Source organism: Mycobacterium sp. PDNC021 (genome assembly GCF_048282635.1).
Classification (GTDB): domain Bacteria; phylum Actinomycetota; class Actinomycetes; order Mycobacteriales; family Mycobacteriaceae; genus Mycobacterium; species Mycobacterium llatzerense.
On the sequence record NZ_CP182502.1, the window covers coordinates 5,787,450 to 5,804,342 of the forward strand.

Genomic DNA, 16,893 nt, shown 5'->3' on the forward strand with positions numbered 1-16,893 from the left:
CGTTAAGTAAATACGGAGGAACCCCATGAAGGTGCTCATCTCCGGCGCCAGCATCGCCGGCCCGGTCCTGGCCTACTGGCTGTCCCGCAACGGATTCGACGTGACGGTGGTCGAACGCGCGCCCGCGCTGCGCAAAACCGGCGGCCATGCCGTCGACCTGTTCCGGCCGGCGATGGAGATCTCCGAGCGCATGGGCGTGTTGGACCGCATCGAGTCGCGCGCCACCGGGACCACCACGCTCGCCCTCAACCGTCCGCCCGGCAACCGCTGGACCCACATCGACTACGTCAAGCTCATCGCGGCCATGTCCGACCGGCATGTCGAGATCATGCGGGACGACCTCAGCGAGGCCTACTACGACGCCGTCCGCGACGACGCCGAGTTCCGCTTCGGAGACCAGATCACGTCCATCACCGACGCCGGAGAGGTGACGTTCGAGCACGGCGCTCCGGAACAGTACGACCTGGTGATCGGCGCTGACGGCCTGCACTCGGGAGTCCGTCGATTGACCTTCGGCGATCAGGTGCGGGAACGGTTCCTCGGCGGGTACCTGGCGGTGGTCTCCGTGCCGAAAGTCCTTGCGCCCAAAGGTGAGATGAGCGGTTACCTGGCGCCCCGGCGGATCGCCATGATCTATACCGCCGACCATCTCGACGACGCTCGCGCGGTCTTCATGTTCCGGACGCAGCAGCCCTTGGACTACCACTACCGTGACGTCGCCGGCCAACAGCGGCAGCTGCGGGCGGCGTTCGCCGGGCTGGCTCCCGAAGTCGACTACTGGCTGCAGGAAACAGACCGTACTCCGGCGTTCTATTTCGACGCGATCACCCAACTGGAGATGAGCACCTGGTCGCGTGGGCGCGTCACGCTGGTGGGCGACGCCGGGTACTGCCCGGGGCCCGCGGTCGGTGGCAGTACCAGCCTGGCGGTGTACGGGGCGTACGTCCTGGCGCACGCCCTGATCACGGCACGCGGCGACCACACTGCCGCGTTCGCCGCCTACGAACGGGCCATGGCCGCTCCGGTGGCAGGCAGCCGCACCATGGCGCGGGTCAACGCGAAGACCATCGTGCCCGGATCAGATTGGGGCGCAAGGGCACTCCTCGGCGCGGCACGCACCGTCTCGCTCTTGCCGAGCGGCCTGACGCAGCGGCTGGCCCGGCTCAACGCGAAGGGCGTCAGGCTGTACGACACCATGCCGCTGCCGAACTGACGTCATCGCGTGTGGCCGAAGCCGCTGCGGTGTCACCCATTTTCGCTACGTTGGATCCCATGGCGCTTTCCAAGGATGAACGCGAAAAATTTCTGGCCGAACCACACATCGGGGCACTGTCGGTCAACGCCGGCGCGGACCGCGGCCCCCTGACAGTGCCGATCTGGTACCAGTACACGCCTGGCGGCAAGTTGTGGCTGCTCACCGGGCTCGACTCCCGTAAGCACAAGCTGATCGAAGCGGCGGGGCACCTGTCGCTGATGGCCGAGCGTCTGGATCCGACGGTCCGCTACGTCGCGGTCGACGGTCCGGTGCTCAGCATCGAGCCGGGCACCGACGAGCAGTTGGTCGAGATGGCAGTGCGGTACCTCGGCGAAGAGAAGGCCCCGGCATACCTGGAGATGGCGCGGCGCGAGCATGGCACGAACGTGACCGTCACAGTCGACCCCAAGCACTGGCTGTCGGCCGACCTCGGGGCGCTGTGATGCCATGTCGTCCCGGCAGCGCTTGTTCCGGGCCTTCTACCGGCTCGGATTCACTCCGTGGGACGGTCATCCGCTAGCCACCAGCCTGCGTGAGCTGGTCGAGGGTGACGGTGCCCTGACCCCGGGCACCGCGCTCGACATCGGTTGCGGCACCGGCGACAACGCGCTCTATCTGGCCGGGCTCGGCTGGGACGTCACCGGAGTGGACTACGTCGCCAGCGCAGTGCAGAAGGCGCGGGCCAAGGCCGCCAAGCGGGCCGACTCCGCACCGGGGGCGGTGCGGTTCGACCAGGCCGACGCCACCCGGCTCACCGGCCAGGGCATCGGCGCGGATTTCGCGCTGATCGTGGACAACGGGTGCCAGCACGGGATGAGCGCGAACGACCGCGACGCGTACGTAGGCGAGGTGACCGCGGTCGCGGCCCCGGACGCGCGGCTGCTGATCGTCGCGTTCGTCCCGGACGCCTCGTTCGGAGTGCCCGGGATCGATCCGGCGGAGGTGCAGCGACGGTTCGCGCTCGGCTGGACGCTGCTGGACAGCGGCGACGAGCCGGGGTTGGACCACAACGGCAAGAATCCGGCGCGGTACTACCTGTTCGTGCGGCGCCGCACCTGAGTTGCTCGCGGTTGTCATCTGCTGGACACTTGACAAGCAATCACCCTGTGCGCGTTGACATTGCGTCTACGCACACAAAGTGCGAGTAGACGAGTGCGTGGGCTCACAGTCAATGAGGGCCACACATTGATCGTGCGGCTACGCACACAAAACCCGAGTGCACGTGTGCGTAGCCGCCGAGTCAATTGCGAACAAGGTCCATGACTGTCAACCCGAGCACGTCGCCGCCCGGTCCGTCACATTCCTACTCGCATCAGGACAGGGGCGTGATGTCCGTGGCCGGGTCGAAGACGGCGCGCAGGCTCACGATTTTCGCGTCGTCGTCGAAGACCATGATGTCGACCGGGCTGAGTTCGAAACGGTACGAGCCGGTGCCGGTGCGGAGTTTGAACGAGAAGACGGCGGTGTCGGCGGCCACCTTGCTCCACAGGAGTTCTGCGCTGATGTCTTCCATCGACGCCAAGACCGTGTAGAAGTCGACCAAGGTTTGACGGCCCGTCTTGGGTTCGGTGCCGACGGGATCCTCGATGGTGGCGTCGTCAGCGAAGAGGTCGACGATCGCGTCGGGTTGGTGTGCCGCAAGCAGTTCGACGTACCGCGCCACGACGTTCTGGATCTGTTCGACGGATGCCACGTGAAATCTCCTATGCCAGTGCGGGCAGCACTGTGTCGGTGAGCAATTCGATGGACTTCCACGCCGCGTCGACGGGCATGCCGCCGACCAGCGGGTGCATGACGAGCGGGCCGTACTGACCGGCGGCGCGGATCTCGTCGATCAGCGCGTCCGGCGTGAGAATGCGGTACTTGCCTGACGCCCTGACCTCGTCGATGGCTTGCACGCCGGGAATGTGCATGAGGGACCGGCGTTCGACGGACCAGGCGCCGTAGGTGACGGCCTCCCACAGGATGTGTTCGCCGAGTTCCGCCCAGGCCTGGTCAGGGTCCTCGTGCAGATAGATCATGCCGCGGTTGGCTTCTCCGGGCATCATCACGAACGGGGTGATGCCCTTTTCTGCGCACAACTCTCGGTAGTGGTCGGCAACCTCGGGCAGGTAGTCGACCAGGCTCAGCGGCAGCCCGAACCGTGCCGCGCGCCGCGCCGTCGCCTGAACTCCGCCGCCGACGAACAGCATCGGATGCGGCCGGGTCCAGCTGCCGATCTCGGCCCAGTGCGCCAGCATCCGTGTGATCAGGTCGTCCAGCAGCCGGCCCCGTTGACTGAAATCGACTCCCAGCGAATCGTATTCGCATTCGCGGTAACCGAGGCCGACGGTCGTGAACAACCGTCCGCGACTCATGTTGTCCACCAGCGCGATGTCTTCGGCGAGCCGCACCGGATTCCACAGCGGACCGAGCGCGCAGTCCACGCTGGCGACCAGCTTAGTGGTCCGCGCCAGAAACATGGACGCGGCCATGATCGGGTTGCAGCTCCAGCCGTGCCCGGTGGCGTGGTGCTCGTCGACGCTCACCGAGGTGATGCCCTTGGCCTCGCCCCACTGCGCCATTTCCAGCGCCGCCGACAACAGCCGGTGCTGGTTGCGCGGATCTCCCTGCGGGGAGGCGAAATTGAAGCGCAGAACAGTCAGCTGCATGGCTACACGCAGTCCGAGGCGCCGTCGACGACGAACAGCGCGCCCGAGGTGTAGGCACTCTGCTCGGTACACAGGAAGGCGATCGTGGGCGCGATCTCGTGGACGGATCCGAAGCGCCGCAACGGAACATGGGCCAGCTCGGCGTCGACCAGTTGCTGCGCGAACTTCATGGGCGCGGTCATCGGGGTGTCGATCACGCCGGGCGCCACCGCGTTGACCCGGATGCCCTTGTCGGCCCACTTGACGGCGAGATTGCGGGTGATGCCGATGATTCCAGCCTTGGCGGCGCCATAGCCGGGCACCAGCGGGACGGCCCGCAACGCCGACATCGATGCCATGTTGACGACGCTGGCGCCACCCGCCGCGGTCGACGCCCTCAGCGCGCGGTACAGCCCGACCGTCAGCCGGTACGGCGCGCTGAGGTTCAGTGCCACCGAGGCGTCGAAGCCGTCGGGCTGTGATTCGTCAAGGCCGCCAGGGAAATTCGCGCCCGCGTTGTTCACCAGGACGTCGAGCCGGTCGAACTGCTGGGCCAGCGCATTCACCGAGTCGGGGTTGGTGATCTGCAACTGCTGGTACGTCATCCCCGACAGATCGGTGTCATATTCCGCCGCAACGGATTTCGTGCCCGTGATGGTGACGTGGGCCCCGGCGTTGCGGAACAGTGTCGCGGTGGCATGGCCGATGCCGCTGGTGCCGCCAGTGACCAGGACAGCGGTCCCGGCGAAATCGAAGGTGACGCGTGCGGTCATTTCTGCCCCTCTAAGGTGTCGAGAACGTTTCTGAGCCAGGCGGTTTCCCAGAAATTCGTACTGCCGGACAGGAGCACTTCGTGGGCCTGCCGCAACACCTCGCGCGCGCCGGGATCGTCGCTGCCGACCAGTTCTGCCAGGTGAATGGCCTCCAGCGGGCGGCCGGCATCGAGGTGGGCCCGGGCCCGGTCGACGAGGGCTTGCGCGCCCGCCAGTTCGACGATGTCGGCGGCGACGGCATCGGGCCCGACGGGGTACAGCTCGGTGGTCGACCGGTGGTGGAACCAGCCCGAGTAGTTCTCCCAGATGGCTCGCACGTCCCAGGCCACCTTGCCGTAGCCCTGCCCCACCTCGTATTCGGCGGGCAGGGCTATCTCGCGCATCAGGGTCCGAACGTCCTTGCCCGCGTTCATGCCTGCGACGGTCTCGTCGTGGATGTACTCGACGGCATTGCGCAGCCGGGTGAGTTCGGCCTCGATCAACTCCGCCCCGGCGATCGGTCCGAAATGTCCGGTCACCAACAGCTCGGGCTGCAGCGCGCGCACCCGTTCGATCGATGCGATGACGGTCAGCGCGTCGCGGTACCGGTCACCGCGCATCGTCACCAGATTGGGGATGTGTCCGAAGAGCGCTCCGAAGACGTTTCCGGCCAGGCAGATTCGCTCGTCGGGCAGCCAGACCACCAGCGAATCGGTGGTCTCTCCGCCGGGCACGGAGATGAGTTCCATGCGGCGGCCGCCGACCTCGATGGTGAGGGTGTCCTCGAAGTCGATGTCGACGGTCGGCACGCTCTGCCCGGCAAGGTGCGTGGTGCCCAGCCGCTGCTGAATCTGCCGGACGCCGGCGGCCAGGGTGTCGCTGAAGGCGAAGGCGCTGCGGCTCGCGCGGTACGGGATCAGCCGGTTGTTGTCGTCGCGCCAGGTCGTCCAGTTCGCCTGGGCGACAACCTGCGTGTCCGGGTCACGCACGCTGTCCAGTCCACCTACGTGATCGACATGGCCCTGCGTGAAGATGACGTAGCGCACCGGCGAGGAGTCGACGGCGTCGAAGTTGGCGCGGTGCACCGGCCCTTCAAAACCCATGCCGCTGTTGATGATCACCCTGCCGTCGGCGGTGGTCAGTAGATAGGAATTCGACAGGCCCGGCGAGCACCACAGGCCGGGCGCGATCTGCTCGGCGGCGTCCGCGGACGCGGGCGCCATCGCATCGGCGCCGGGCCGGCTGCGGTAGATCGGTTCCATCACGTCTCTCCTCAATTCTCTGGCCGGACGTCGAACCGATCGAAGTAGAAATCGAATCGGCTACGCAGGTCGTCGGGCGCGACGCCGAAATGACCCTGCAGGTCGTAGCGGATGCGGCCGTGCTTGCCGCGCGGGTTGCTGTCCAGGTACCGCTGGAAACCCCTGCGGGCCTTGGGTGTCAGCTCTATGCCACCGGCCGCGTACAGCTGTTCCAGCAGGGCCATTTCGTTGCCGTTCAGGTCATGAAAGTTGATGTCGATGCTGCGGTCGGCGGGTACCAGCTCGCGGTCCCGGACACCCGCACTGAGCAGCCGGTGCACGCGGTCACTCCAATACTCGATCAGCGCGCCGGGGTCGATGCTCGTCCGTCGCATCCGGTCGCCGTACGCGATCATCGTGACCGCCGACTGGATCACCGCGACGGGATCGCGGTGGGTGAAGGCGACGGTGGCGTCGGGGAAGGTCGCCATCAGCGGACCCAATTGCTCGGAATGCTGCGGGCTCTTGAGCACCCAGGTGCGGGGCCCGCGCAGGAACGTCAGTGCCTGCAGCACCTTCTTCAGGTAGGCGTAGTGCCGGTTCTGGTCCAGCCTCAGGTAGTAGTCGCGCCAATCCGGCACGCGTGCATGCCATTCCAGCACATACGAGGCCAGGTCCAGGTCGAGGACTTCGACTTCTTCCTCGATGGCCTCGGGGAACCGGTCGTGCATGGCCGCCACCAGCGGGGTGGTGGCCATCATGGCGTCGTGTTCGGCCTTCGCGCGCGCGAAGCGCGGGTCGATGCCGTTGATGTCCGGCCCCTGACCCGGTGCCGGGATCGGTTCCTGACTCTCCCAGTACGGCAGTGCCCGGCGTCCCGGATCGGCGGCGATGAGGTTCACCAGATGCGTGGTGCCCGACCGCGGCATCCCGACGACGATGATGGGCCGCTCGATCTCGATCGCCTCGATCTCGGGATGACGCTTGAGCAGCTCGGTCAACGACAGCCGGTTGCGCAGTAGCCGAATGATTCTGCCGCGCAGCGTCATCCGGGCCAGCTGGCGCAGGCCGTCGTCGGCCTCGATGGCGGCCACATGGGCGGTCAGTCGGGCGGCGAAACCGTCGGTGTCCGCCAGATCATCCACCCCGGCCTGAGCGACCGCCTCGGCCAGCATCGTCTCGATGTCGAGCTCAACCCGCCGGGACTCGGTGTAGTCGAGGATCTGCCGTTGCGGCGCAGTGAGTTGCGGTGCGGCCAGGTCGTCGATGTCGACGACGTCGGCGCCGTCCGGGGTGTTCGCCATCGGCCACTCCTCGGTTCCCACTTGTGAATGTCGAATATTCGACGTACTGTTCGAAAGTATGACACTGAAGGTAGGCGGGGCCGAGGCTGTCAGTCAAGTGCCGTCACCGCCGACCGAACGCGTGATCGCGGTGATGCAACTGCTGGCCGCCGAACCCGACCACTCGTTCTCCCTTGCCGACATCTGCCGCCGCCTCGACATCAGCCGAGCCACGGGGCACGCCATCGTGACGACTCTTGCTGCGCACCAATGGGTTCTGCGCGACGAAGCGAGTGCGGGCTACTCCTGCGGACCGGCGATTGCGACGCTGGGCCGCCCGTCGAACAACCGGGCATTCCGACCGGTGCTGACCGAACTGTCCGAGTCAATCGGCACGCTGGTCCTGCTGGCCCGCCGCGACGGCGCCGCGCTGCAGATCGTCGACACGGCCGGCGAATCGCTCACCGCTCCCCGGCTCGGCCCCGGTTTCCGGGTCCCACTGGTCGCGCCCTTCGGCCGCGACTACGTGGCATGGGCCGCCGAATCGGCGCAACAAGCGTGGCTGGGCACCGGCCAACCGGCGACGCAACTCCGGAAGCGCCTGGCCGCGGTGCTGCAGGAGACGCGGCGGCGCGGCTACGTGATCGAGCGACTCAGCCCGGAGTACGTCCGGGTCTACTCCGCGCTGCGCGCACTGGTCGTCGACGGCGAAGCCGACGCCATCACCCGACGCCTCGCCTGGTCGTTCGCCGACCTCACGCTCGTCGACTACCTGCCCGGTGAACTCGACGACGACGGTCCCCACCAGATCGCCACCATCGCGGCACCGGTCCGGGACGCCGACGGGCTGGTGACCATGTCGGTCAGCGCCGCACCGTTCGCCGCGCTCACCGCCGCCCAGGTACAGGACGTCGGCGCACAGGTTTCCGAAGCAGCCCACCGCATCGAACAACGACTGCAGGGAGTCGGACCATGAAGGCGGCCGTGGTAACCGGCACGGGCACAACGGATGTCATCGACGTCGACCAACCCGAGGTCGGCCCGCGCGACGTGCTGGTGAAGATTCGCGCCTGCGGCATCTGCGGCAGCGACGCGCTCTACATCGCGATCGGCGGGCTGCCGCCGCATCAGGGCCGCATGCCGTTGGGGCACGAACCTGCCGGTGAGATCGTCGCGGTCGGCGCGAAGGTCGTAGATCTGGCCGTCGGCGACCATGTCGTCGTCGACCCCATGGCGACCCCCGGTGACATCATCGGCAACGGCGGCGGCCGCGGCGCCCTCGCCGAGTACCTGCTCCTCACCGACGCCGTCCGCGGCACTCACCTCGAAGTCATCCCCGACCACATCCCGTTCGAGGTGGCTGCCCTCAACGAACCCATGGCCGTCGCGCGGCATGCCGTCAACCGCTGCCGGCCGAAGCCCTCCGACAAGGTGCTGATCTTCGGCGCCGGCCCCATCGGTCTCGGCGCCGTGCTGGCGCTCAAATCCCTTGGTGTGCAGCATGTCGTGGTCGCCGACGTCATCGCATCCCGACTCGAGACCGCGCTGGAGATCGGCGCCGACGCCGTCATCAACTCCGCCGAAGAGAAGCTTGCCGCCCGTCTCGTCGAACTGCACGGCGCGGGTGCGGCGATGTTCCCCGGCAAGGCCGATACCGACATCTACCTCGACGCGGCGGGCGTCCCCGCCGTGATCGAGAGCGCGGTGACGATGGCCAAGAAGGGCGCAACCATCGGCGTGGTGGCCGTGCACAAGGCGCCCGTCCCGGTCGACTTCCTATCGCTGATGAGCAACGAGATCACCATTCTCGGTTCGATGGGATACCCCGACGAAATCTTCGACGTCACAAGCGATCTCGTCGCGAACTGGCAGAAGTACGCTCGCATCGTCAGCCACACCATCCCGTTCGACCAGGTCAACGAGGCGCTGGTGACAGCGTCGACCCCCGGTGCCGCCGACAAGATCGTCGTCACCTTCGACTGACCGCGACACAATGTCGGTCTGAGAGCCTCGTTGAGGCTATATCCGGCTATCTACGCCCTCAGGCCGACGTTGTGATCGGGCCGGGCAATCAACACGACCAGTCCGAGAAAATCCGGCGTAGCGTTGCGACGGTGACTGACCTTGCCGCTTTCGCCGAGCTGTCCGCACGTGATCACGGGCTGTGTGTGCTGAACACGCTGCGTGGTGACGGCAGCATCCAGTCCTCGGTCGTCAATGCCGGTGTGATGACGCATCCGAACACCGGGAAGCCGGTCGTCGCGCTCGTCGCGATCGGGTCCACCCGCAAGCTGCACAACCTGCGCACCGACCCGCGGACCTCGGTCGTCACGCACGCGGGCTGGCAGTGGCTGACGGCGGAAGGCACCGCGGAGGTCATCGGCCCCGACGACACCGACGCCGAGACCCTACGGGTGTTGCTGCGCAACGTTTTTCAAGCCGCAGGCGGGACGCATGACGACTGGGACACCTACGACCGCGTCATGCGCGAAGAGGGTCGGGCCGCGGTGCTGATCTCCCCCACTCGGGTGTACTCGAACCCTTCTCGCTGAGCAGACGCAAAAACCCCCAAATCCATAGGGATTTAGGGGTTTTCGCGACGGTTCGCGCTATTAGGTGAGCGAAGCCGGCGGCAGGAAGCGGTCGCCGTACTGGGCGGCCAGTTCCTTGGCCCGGGCCACGAAGGCCTCCTTGCCGACGCCGAGCTCGCCCTGGTAGCCGACGATGAACTGCGCCGAACCACCGGTGTACGGCGGGAAGCCGATACCCATGATCGAGCCGATGTTCGCGTCAGCGGTCGAGGTCAGCACGCCCTCGTCGATGCACTTCTGGGTCTCCAGTGCCTCGGCGAACAGCATGCGGTCGATCATGTCCTGCAGCGGCAGTTCGACCGAACCCGAGTTGAAGGCGTCCTTCAGACCCGGCCACAGCTGGGTCCGCTTGCCGTCGGTGTACTCGTAGAAGCCGGCGCCCTTCAGGCGCGACGGACGACCGAGCTCGATCATCTTCTCGACGACAGCCTCGGCCGGGTGCCCGACGTAGGTGCCACCCTCGGCCTCGACGCCTTCCTTGGAAGCCACGGCGATCTTGTGCATGAGCTCCAGGTTGAGCTCATCCGAAAGCTGCAGCGGCGCCGCCGGGTAACCGGCCTGCGAGCCGGCCTGCTCGATGGACGCGGGCGCGACGCCCTCGCCCAGCATGGCCAGCGCCTCGTTGACGAAGGTGCCGATCACGCGCGAGGTGAAGAAGCCACGGCTGTCGTTGACGACGATCGGGGTCTTCTTGATGGCCAGGGTGTAGTCGAACACCCGGGCCAGCGCCTCGTCAGAGGTCTTCTCGCCCTTGATGATCTCCACCAGCGGCATCTTGTCGACCGGCGAGAAGAAGTGGATACCGATGAAGTCCTCCTGGCGCTTCACGCCGGTCGCGAGACCGGTGATCGGCAGGGTGGAGGTGTTCGAGCCGAGCAGTGCGTTGGGCTCGACGATGTCCTCGATCTCCTGGAACACCTTGTGCTTGAGTTCCTGGCTCTCGAACACGGCCTCGATCACGAAGTCGACACCCGCGAGGTCGGCCGGGTCGGCGGTCGGGGTGATCCGGGCCAGCAGCGCGTCGGACTTCTCCTGAGAGGTCTTGCCACGCTCGAGAGCCTTGGCCTCGATCTTCTCGGAGTAGTTCTTGCCCCTGTCGGCGGCTTCCTGCGTGACGTCCTTGAGGACGACCTCATAGCCGGCCTTGGCCGACACGTAGGCGATACCGGCGCCCATCATGCCCGCGCCGAGGACACCGATCTTCTTGATGTCCTGCTTGGCGATGCCCTGCGGACGCGAGGCGCCGCCATTGATGGCCTGCAGGTCCAGGAAGAACGCCTGGATCATGTTCTTCGCGGTCTGGCCGGTGACCAGGGTGGTGAAGTAGCGGCTCTCGATGCGCGACGCGGTGTCGAAGTCGACCTGCGCGCCCTCGACGGCGGCATCCAGGATGGCGCGCGGCGCGGGCATCGGAGCACCCTTGAGCTGCTTCTTCAGCAGAGCCGGGAACGACGGCAGGATGCCGGCCAGACCCGGGCTCGACGGGGTGCCGCCGGGCATCTTGTAGCCCTTGACGTCCCACGGCTGCACGCCGCCCTCGGGGTTGGCCTTGATCCATGCCTTGGCGGCGGGGATCAGTTCCTCGACGGTGTCGACGAGCTCGTTGACCAGGCCGGTGGCCTGCGCCTTGGCCGGGGTGAACCGGGTGCCCTGGCTCAGGACCTCCATGAAGGCCTTCTGGATACCGAACATGCGGACGGTGCGGGCGACGCCGCCACCGCCGGGCAGCAGGCCCAGGGTGACCTCGGGCAGACCGATCTGGCTGCCGCGGACGTCCGCCGCGATGCGGTAGTGGCACGCGAGGGCGATCTCCAGGCCACCGCCGAGGGCGGCGCCGTTGATGGCGGCCACGACGGGCTTGCCCAGGGTCTCCAAGGCGCGCAGGTCGGCCTTGATGTCCTCGACCATGGAGAACGCCTCGCCGGCGTCGTCCGGACCGATCTGCATCATGCCCTTGAGGTCACCACCGGCGAAGAAGGTCTTCTTCGCGCTGGTGATGACGACGCCGGTGATGGAATCCTTCTCAGCTACCAGGCTCTGCACTGCGTAGTGCATCGACTCCTTGTAGTGCTCGTTCATCACGTTGGCCGACCCGGTGGGGTCGTCCATCGTCAGGGTGACGATGCCGTCGGCATCCTTGTCCCACTGAATTGTCTTCTCAGCCATTGTTTTTCGCTTCTCCCTAGACGCGCTCGATGATGGTGGCAACGCCCATGCCGCCGCCGATACACAGCGTGACCAGGGCACGCTTGGCACCGCGGCGCTCGAGCTCGTCGACCATGGTTCCGGTGATCATGGCGCCGGTGGCGCCCAGCGGGTGGCCCATCGCGATGGCGCCACCGTTGACGTTCAGCTTCTCGTCCGGGATGTTCAGGTCCTTCTGGAACTTGAGCACCACCGAGGCGAAGGCCTCGTTGATTTCGAAGAGGTCGATGTCGTCGACCGTCAGGCCGGCGCGGTCCAGGACCTTCTTGGTGGCCGGGGTGGGGCCGGTCAGCATGATGACCGGGTCGGCACCGCTGGTGGCGGTGGCCACGATGCGGGCGCGCGGGGTGAGGCCCTGCGACTTGCCGGCGGCCTCCGAACCGATCAGCACCAGCGCGGCACCGTCGACGATGCCCGAGCTGTTGCCACCGTGGTGGACGTGGTTGATCTTCTCGACGTAGTGGTACTTCTGCAGCGCCACGTCGTCGAAGCCGCCCATGGCGCCCAGACCCGCGAACGCGGAGTTCAGCTTGCCGAGGCTCTCGACGGTGGTGCCGGGACGCATGTGCTCGTCGTGGTCCAGGATGGTCAGGCCGTTCTGGTCCTTGACCGGGATGACGGACTTGGCGAAGTAGCCGCCGGACCAGGCCGCGGCGGCCTTCTCCTGCGAACGCACCGCGTAGGCGTCGACGTCTTCACGCGAGAAGCCCTCGATGGTGGCGATCAGGTCGGCGCCGATGCCCTGCGGGACGAAGCCGATGCGGTAGTTGGTCTCGGGGTCACCGGCCCACGCGCCGCCGTCCGAACCCATCGGGACGCGGCTCATGGACTCGACGCCACCGGCGTACACCAGGTCGTCCCAGCCGGAACGGACCTTCTGGGCGGCCAGGTTCACGGCCTCCAGGCCGGAGGCGCAGAAGCGGTTGAGCTGGAAACCACCGGTGGTCTCGGGCAGCTTGGCCACGAGAGCGGCGGTGCGGGCGATGTCGCCGCCCTGGTCGCCGACGGGCGAGACGACGCCCATGATGACGTCGCTGATCAGGTTCTCGTCGAGGTCGGGATTGCGGCGACGCATTTCGTCGATCAGGCCGACGATGAGGTTGACCGGCTTGACCTCGTTCAGTGCACCGTTGCGCTGCTTGCCACGGGGCGTGCGAATGGCCTCATAGATGAAGGCTTCTTCGGACATGTGTTTGCTCCAGGTCCTATTGAGATGGGGTTATGGGTGCGCCCACCAGCAGGTCGACGGTCCCCTGCCCGGAAGCGTAACAGGCCCTCCCAACCAGGTGGTTGGGAGAGTGACCAGACGAACGCAAAAGGCCACTTACTGCACGTTCTGGACGACCTGACGTGCAATAAGTGGCCACTGCGCCGTGAGTTAAGCGACAGCCTCGGTGAGGGTCGGATAGTCGGTGTAGCCGACGGGGCCCGGCGCGTAGAACGTCGCCACGTCAGGCTCATTGAGCTCGGCCCCCAGGATCAGCCGGTCGACCAGGTCGGGGTTGGCCAGGAAGGACCGCCCGACCGCGGCGGCACTGATGGCACCCAGGTCGACGAAGCTGTTCAGCTGGCAGAAATCGGTGCCTGAGCCCCGTCCCGTATTGAGCACAAAGGTCCCCGACCACAGCGCGCGGATCGCACCGAACAGGCTCTCGGTGGGGTCGATGAGCACGTGCAGGTAGGCGATACCGAGCGGGTCGATCCGGTTCAGCAGGGCCTCATACGCGCTGAACGCGTCGTCCTCATGCATGTCGCCGGCGGGGTTCCCTGGGGATATCCGCAGCCCGACCCGCCCGGGCCCGATCTCGGCCACGACGGCTTCGACGACCTCGGCGGTCAGCCGGGCCCGGTTCTCCGGCGTTCCGCCATACGCGTCGGTGCGCTGGTTGACCACATCGGACGCGAATTCGTGCAACAGGTAACCGTTGGCGCCGTGAATCTCCACGCCGTCCATCCCAGCGTCGACCGCGCGGCGCGCGGCGGCACGGAAGTCGGCGACGATCCCGGGAATCTCCTCGATGTCGAGCGCCCGTGGGATCTCCAGCGGCTTCTTGCCCGTGGGGGTGTGGGTGACCATGTCGGCGGCGATGGCCGACGGCGCGACCGGCGTGGCACCGCTGATCTCCGAATGCGCCATGCGGCCGACGTGCCACAGCTGGACGAACATCTTCCCGCCGGCACCGTGTACCGCCTGCGCGATCTCGGCCCACTTCGCCTGATGCCCGTCGGTGTACATGCCGGGGGTATTCATGTAGGCGCCGTTGGCGCTCCGCGAGATGGCGGTCGCCTCGGAGATGATGAGCCCGGAGGCGGCGCGCTGCGAGTAGTACTCGGCCGCCAAGTCCGACGGTGTGCCGTCGGCGTCGGCCCGCGACCGGGTCAGCGGCGCCATGAACAGACGGTTGGCGGCCGGCGTGTCACCGACCTGAACGGGCTTGAGCAGTGCGGCGTCGGTGGAAAGGCGGAAGGGAGCGGCAGTCACGGAGTAGGCAACCGCCGCACGGCGCCGGTTCATTCCCGGCCGTGGTGGCGTCGAATGGTGGGTTGTGATCGAGAATTCGCGAGGATCTCGACCACAACCCGACTCTCGGTGGGGCTAGGCGACAGCCTTCACGAACTCCGTGACCTCGCGGACTGCGCGACGGGCGTCGGGGTTGGAGAAGGCGAAGGCCTGGAAGACATGGACGGCGCGGTCGAAGACCTGCAGCCGCACCGGCACTCCCGCCGCCGCGAGCCGCTCGGCCATCAGCTCTGAATCGGGCCGCAGCGCCTCTGCCGAACCCACCTGCAGGAGGAACGGGCCGAGGCCGTGCAGGTCAGCGTCCACCGGAGACGGGATCGGGCCCCGGGCCCCGTTGCGCAGCAGGAAGACCTCGCTGATCATCCGGAGGAACTCGATGGGGAACATTGCATCCGGAATACGCCGAGCTGCTTCATATTTCGGTGTCATGTCACTGTCGGTGGCGGCCGAGAGCAGCACGCAGCCCGCGGGCGGCGTCAGGCCCAGATCGCGCACCGCGACGGCCGTCATCGCCGCGATGAAGCCGCCGGCAGAGTCGCCGGCCAGCACGATGTTCTCCGGTTTCACACCCTGTGCCAGCACGTAGCGGTAGGCATCCACGCCGTCGTCGACCGCGTCCTCGACGAGATTGCGCGGGCAGAGCCGGTACCCGACGCTGAGGGCACGCGCGCCGCTGTCACGGGCGATGTGGCTGACCAACGGCCGGTGGCTGTTGATGCCGAGCGCGATGAACGCCGAACCGTGGAAGTAGATGATGACCCGCCCGTCGACGGGTGGCGTGGTCTCGTTCCACACCCATTCCGCCGGACAATTCGGCAGCTCGACCTTTTCGGTGCGTGAACCGGCCACGCCCGGCATCCAATGCATGACGCGCTCGGCACCGTCGTAGGCGCGGTTCAGCAGCACCTGCGGGAACCGCTTGTTGATGGCCAGCATCACCTTGGTCAGCAGGAACATGAGCGGCTTCATGGCCTTGAGCAGGTATGTCTCTGCGACCGAATGCCAGTTGGCCTTGCCCATCCATTCCGGGCCGGAGTACGTCGCGGTTTCCGGCGCAGAGCCCTCAAAAGGATCGTCGATCCGTTCGGCGCTGGTCATAGGGCCTCCTTTGGCAACGTTGCTGTGCCGAGACTAGATCAGCTCCCCGATCCGGGCTTGGACTCGACGTGCTGAGATCGCGTCGACACGGCACGATAGGCAGGTGTCGGCCCCCCAACATCGCATCCCGGCGGATGCACTACATCGAATCGACACCTTGTTGTCCCGCGTCGACGCCGATCTCGCGGCGCGGTTCCCGGGAGACAGTGCTGACGTCCAGCCCATACACACCGTGTATGTCAGCGCGGCCGACGCCACTCCCGATACTCCTGCGCAATGGGGGCAGGCCGCGCTGGCACTGCTGGACCAGCACGCAGGGGTCTTCGCCGAACTCGGCGACACCACCACTGTCGCGCTGGTGCGCGACCAACTGGCCGAAGCCCCGATTGCCGATCTGCGGCTGGATTTCGAGGACGGCTACGGCCGCCGTGGCGACGATGTGGAGGATCGTGACGCGACGCGAGCGGCGGTGACCCTGCGCGCACTCGGGTTGAGCCACAGCGGGATTCGCATCAAGGGGCTGACCGCCGCCGAGCGCCCACGGGCGCTGCGCACCCTCGAGTTGGTGCTGGATGCCGGCGCCATCGAAGGGTTCGTCTTCACCGTGCCGAAACTACGTGCGGCCGAACAGGTCACCGCGGCCGTCTGGCTGTGTGAGGCACTGGAGACCGCACACGGTTTGGCAGCGCACACGCTGCGCTTCGAGCTGCAGATCGAGAGTCCGCAGGCGGTACTCGGCCCCGACGGGACCGCGACGCTCGCCCGCGCAATCCAACTCGCCGACCGTCGGTGCAGCGGATTACATTACGGCACATACGATTACAGTGCAGCCTGCGGGATCGCACCGCAGCACCAAGCGCTGGATCACCCCGTGGCCGACCACGCCAAGGCGGTGATGCAGACCGCCGCCGCACAAACCGGGGTCTGGGTTGCCGACGGCTCGACGCAGGTGGCCCCGGTCGGCACCGAAGATCAAGTGGTGCAAGCGATCCGGCGCCACCACCGGCTCGTCACGCGGTCGCTCGAGCGCGGTTTCTATCAGGGCTGGGACATGCACCCCGGCCACCTGGTGACACGGTGGCTGGCGACGTTCACGTTCTTCCGGGCCGCCATGGCCGCCGCGGCGCCACGGCTGCAGGCCTATCTGGACCGCAGCGGCGGCCCGATCGTCGATGAACCCGCGACCGCCGAGGCGTTGGCGGCGGTCGTGCTGCGCGGTCTGGACTGCGGCGCATTCGGTGCCGACGACGTCCTCGCTCTCGCACCCGGTGCCACCGTCGCGGTGCTACGAAACCTCAAGAACCGGAAGCTGTCATG

16 protein-coding genes are annotated in these 16,893 nt (G+C 67.0%); 7 read left to right on the forward strand and 9 right to left on the reverse strand.

The genetic code is table 11. From position 1 onward, the window contains the following. Nucleotides 1-25: 25 nt before the first annotated feature. The 3 genes from ACNO8X_RS27715 to ACNO8X_RS27725 are packed head-to-tail and all read left to right on the forward strand — an operon-like array spanning nt 26 to nt 2,314. Nucleotides 26-1,213 (forward strand): FAD-dependent monooxygenase, encoded by a 1,188-nt coding sequence (locus ACNO8X_RS27715; protein ID WP_418003602.1) that lies wholly within the window; start codon nt 26-28, stop codon nt 1,211-1,213. Between the two features lie 59 nt (nt 1,214-1,272). Further along, complete coding sequence (locus ACNO8X_RS27720) at nt 1,273-1,698, forward strand: pyridoxamine 5'-phosphate oxidase family protein (RefSeq protein WP_133762344.1); 426 nt, start codon at nt 1,273-1,275, stop codon at nt 1,696-1,698. 4 nt (nt 1,699-1,702) lie between these two features. After that, complete coding sequence (locus ACNO8X_RS27725) at nt 1,703-2,314, forward strand: class I SAM-dependent methyltransferase (RefSeq protein ID WP_418003603.1); 612 nt, start codon at nt 1,703-1,705, stop codon at nt 2,312-2,314. 253 nt (nt 2,315-2,567) lie between these two features. Here ACNO8X_RS27725 and ACNO8X_RS27730 read toward each other — a convergent pair whose 3' ends face one another. Genes ACNO8X_RS27730 through ACNO8X_RS27750 form a run of 5 tightly spaced genes read right to left on the reverse strand, consistent with a single transcriptional unit; the run spans nt 2,568 to nt 7,182 of the window. Beyond that, entirely contained in the window at nt 2,568-2,948 is a 381-nt protein-coding gene (locus ACNO8X_RS27730) for a nuclear transport factor 2 family protein (RefSeq protein ID WP_418003604.1), read from the reverse strand. Between the two features lie 10 nt (nt 2,949-2,958). Beyond that, the gene (locus tag ACNO8X_RS27735; protein ID WP_418003605.1) at nt 2,959-3,906 is read right to left on the reverse strand and encodes an LLM class flavin-dependent oxidoreductase; all 948 of its coding nucleotides are present in this window, start codon (nt 3,904-3,906) and stop codon (nt 2,959-2,961) included. 2 nt (nt 3,907-3,908) lie between these two features. Then, a complete protein-coding gene (locus tag ACNO8X_RS27740) occupies nt 3,909-4,658 on the reverse strand; it encodes an SDR family NAD(P)-dependent oxidoreductase (RefSeq protein WP_418003606.1) in 750 nt (249 codons plus the stop codon). Beyond that, on the reverse strand, nt 4,655-5,902 hold the full coding sequence (locus ACNO8X_RS27745; protein ID WP_418003607.1) for an MBL fold metallo-hydrolase: 1,248 nt from the start codon (nt 5,900-5,902) through the stop codon (nt 4,655-4,657). Before ACNO8X_RS27745 ends, ACNO8X_RS27740 begins: the two co-directional genes overlap by 4 nt. A gap of 8 nt (nt 5,903-5,910) precedes the next feature. Continuing rightward, nucleotides 5,911-7,182, reverse strand: a complete 1,272-nt coding sequence (locus tag ACNO8X_RS27750) for a sulfotransferase family protein (RefSeq protein WP_418003608.1) — start codon at nt 7,180-7,182, stop codon at nt 5,911-5,913. A gap of 58 nt (nt 7,183-7,240) precedes the next feature. On the opposite strand from ACNO8X_RS27750, the gene ACNO8X_RS27755 reads away from it, so the two are divergent. From ACNO8X_RS27755 to ACNO8X_RS27765, 3 genes are all read left to right on the forward strand, one after another. Then, nucleotides 7,241-8,137: an IclR family transcriptional regulator gene (locus ACNO8X_RS27755; protein ID WP_418003609.1), complete on the forward strand. Its 897-nt coding sequence runs from the start codon at nt 7,241-7,243 to the stop codon at nt 8,135-8,137. Further along, nucleotides 8,134-9,144, forward strand: a complete 1,011-nt coding sequence (locus ACNO8X_RS27760) for a zinc-dependent alcohol dehydrogenase (RefSeq protein WP_418003610.1) — start codon at nt 8,134-8,136, stop codon at nt 9,142-9,144. The genes ACNO8X_RS27755 and ACNO8X_RS27760 overlap by 4 nt, the downstream gene beginning before the upstream one ends. A 131-nt stretch (nt 9,145-9,275) precedes the next feature. Next, nucleotides 9,276-9,713 (forward strand): TIGR03618 family F420-dependent PPOX class oxidoreductase, encoded by a 438-nt coding sequence (locus ACNO8X_RS27765; protein WP_418003611.1) that lies wholly within the window; start codon nt 9,276-9,278, stop codon nt 9,711-9,713. 60 nt (nt 9,714-9,773) lie between these two features. Here the strand turns inward: ACNO8X_RS27765 and ACNO8X_RS27770 are convergent, their stop codons facing one another. From ACNO8X_RS27770 to ACNO8X_RS27785, 4 genes are all read right to left on the reverse strand, one after another. After that, a complete protein-coding gene (locus tag ACNO8X_RS27770) occupies nt 9,774-11,918 on the reverse strand; it encodes a 3-hydroxyacyl-CoA dehydrogenase NAD-binding domain-containing protein (RefSeq protein WP_418003612.1) in 2,145 nt (714 codons plus the stop codon). Nucleotides 11,919-11,934: 16 nt separating this feature from the next. Continuing rightward, nucleotides 11,935-13,146, reverse strand: a complete 1,212-nt coding sequence (locus ACNO8X_RS27775) for an acetyl-CoA C-acetyltransferase (RefSeq protein WP_043390495.1) — start codon at nt 13,144-13,146, stop codon at nt 11,935-11,937. 189 nt (nt 13,147-13,335) lie between these two features. Next, nucleotides 13,336-14,472: an alkene reductase gene (locus tag ACNO8X_RS27780; protein WP_418003613.1), complete on the reverse strand. Its 1,137-nt coding sequence runs from the start codon at nt 14,470-14,472 to the stop codon at nt 13,336-13,338. Between the two features lie 81 nt (nt 14,473-14,553). Continuing rightward, nucleotides 14,554-15,576 (reverse strand): alpha/beta hydrolase, encoded by a 1,023-nt coding sequence (locus ACNO8X_RS27785; RefSeq protein ID WP_418003614.1) that lies wholly within the window; start codon nt 15,574-15,576, stop codon nt 14,554-14,556. A 103-nt stretch (nt 15,577-15,679) separates the two neighbouring features. Here ACNO8X_RS27785 and ACNO8X_RS27790 point away from each other — a divergent pair. Then, on the forward strand, nt 15,680-16,893 hold a 1,214-nt coding region (locus tag ACNO8X_RS27790; RefSeq protein WP_418003615.1), incomplete at its 3' end, for a DUF6986 family protein.

Bases quoted from the DNA above. Each gene is read 5' to 3' on its own strand.
- ACNO8X_RS27725 (WP_418003603.1), top strand. From the start codon at position 1,703: ATGTCGTCCCGGCAGCGCTTGTTCCGGGCCTTCTACCGGCTCGGATTC.
- ACNO8X_RS27740 (WP_418003606.1), bottom strand. From the start codon at position 4,658: ATGACCGCACGCGTCACCTTCGATTTCGCCGGGACCGCTGTCCTGGTC.
- ACNO8X_RS27720 (WP_133762344.1), top strand. From the start codon at position 1,273: ATGGCGCTTTCCAAGGATGAACGCGAAAAATTTCTGGCCGAACCACAC.
- ACNO8X_RS27770 (WP_418003612.1), bottom strand. From the start codon at position 11,918: ATGGCTGAGAAGACAATTCAGTGGGACAAGGATGCCGACGGCATCGTC.
- ACNO8X_RS27775 (WP_043390495.1), bottom strand. From the start codon at position 13,146: ATGTCCGAAGAAGCCTTCATCTATGAGGCCATTCGCACGCCCCGTGGC.
- ACNO8X_RS27735 (WP_418003605.1), bottom strand. From the start codon at position 3,906: ATGCAGCTGACTGTTCTGCGCTTCAATTTCGCCTCCCCGCAGGGAGAT.
- ACNO8X_RS27755 (WP_418003609.1), top strand. From the start codon at position 7,241: ATGACACTGAAGGTAGGCGGGGCCGAGGCTGTCAGTCAAGTGCCGTCA.
- ACNO8X_RS27780 (WP_418003613.1), bottom strand. From the start codon at position 14,472: ATGAACCGGCGCCGTGCGGCGGTTGCCTACTCCGTGACTGCCGCTCCC.
- ACNO8X_RS27785 (WP_418003614.1), bottom strand. From the start codon at position 15,576: ATGACCAGCGCCGAACGGATCGACGATCCTTTTGAGGGCTCTGCGCCG.
- ACNO8X_RS27715 (WP_418003602.1), top strand. From the start codon at position 26: ATGAAGGTGCTCATCTCCGGCGCCAGCATCGCCGGCCCGGTCCTGGCC.
- ACNO8X_RS27750 (WP_418003608.1), bottom strand. From the start codon at position 7,182: ATGGCGAACACCCCGGACGGCGCCGACGTCGTCGACATCGACGACCTG.
- ACNO8X_RS27760 (WP_418003610.1), top strand. From the start codon at position 8,134: ATGAAGGCGGCCGTGGTAACCGGCACGGGCACAACGGATGTCATCGAC.